Source organism: Rothia sp. HMSC066H02, from assembly GCF_001814995.1.
Taxonomy (GTDB): domain Bacteria; phylum Actinomycetota; class Actinomycetes; order Actinomycetales; family Micrococcaceae; genus Rothia; species Rothia mucilaginosa.
This window is the reverse complement of record NZ_KV818683.1, coordinates 190,937-191,866: the sequence shown is the minus strand read 5'-3', so window position 1 is coordinate 191,866 and position 930 is coordinate 190,937. Positions and strand designations below refer to the sequence as shown.

The 930-nt window shown below is 51.0% G+C and carries 1 protein-coding gene; it reads left to right on the top strand.

The window, feature by feature from the left end:
- Positions 1-370: 370 nt before the first annotated feature.
- Positions 371-697 (top strand): hypothetical protein, encoded by a 327-nt coding sequence (locus HMPREF2999_RS04960; protein ID WP_070676181.1) that lies wholly within the window; start codon positions 371-373, stop codon positions 695-697.
- Positions 698-930 lie beyond the last annotated feature (233 nt).

The following is a 930-nucleotide window of genomic DNA, read 5'->3' as shown; positions in this document are numbered from 1 at the left end:
CGTAGGCGCGGAGGAAACATGCGGCGTGCCTCCCAGATGCTATAGGTACGTAGCAAGGACGATAACCGCCTTTCCAAGCGGAGCCAAGCGACCCAGCTTTTCCAAGCGGAACCGCGCATCCCGTGCAGAACAAGAGAGCACAAAAGAGGCGCCGCCTCCCACCTCGGGAGACAGCCCTTTTTTACGCTTAGAGCTGGGTCAGAGAAAAGCTTCGCCATCCAGACCTTATTTTAGATATCACTACTGTAGAGTGGGTAAATGGAGGAAGCTCGAGTCTGATGACTCGAGCTTATATCCGTATTCAAAAACCGACGAGGGGCGTGATTTCCGATTTCAGCCCCTCCGCAATCACTATTTAAGGAGATTGATAATGACCTCAAGCAATCCTGTCGAAGCCCTGCTGGGGACTATCCACATCTTGATGTCGCTAATCCCCACCCTGGCCGATTGGATTACCATTTGGTATTTCTGCTCCAGCTATCTCTACAATCCCGGTCGGATTGCTTTGGGATACATCTTGAGCCTTTTTTCAAAAATTGATCGCGAGGCTGTTCTTATTGAGCTGATGCTCTCAGTAGACGAGCGCAAATCCATCCAAATCATTGGACGAGGAGTGCGCACTTACCTCAAGCTTACGGCGCTTCTCAAGAAAACGCCCGCTTCAGAGAAGGACAAGCCCTCCGGCCTCTTGGAGTAGCACCAGCTACTAAAAGCATCCTGGCTTGCATCCGGATTTTTATAGCGCTACACCAAATACACAACACGGTTAGAGTACCACACTAAAAACTAAGTATGCAAGGCCGAGGATTTTCTCTTCTCCATATAGTCCGAGATACGAGGACGAATACCGCTTTCCGTGCGGAATCCAAGCGGAACCGTGCAGAACCTGGAATGGGACAAGAGAGCACAAAAGAGGCGCCGCCTCCCACC

Coding starts and splice junctions, on each gene's coding strand:
- HMPREF2999_RS04960 (WP_070676181.1), top strand. CDS start 371: ATGACCTCAAGCAATCCTGTCGAAGCCCTGCTGGGGACTATCCACATC.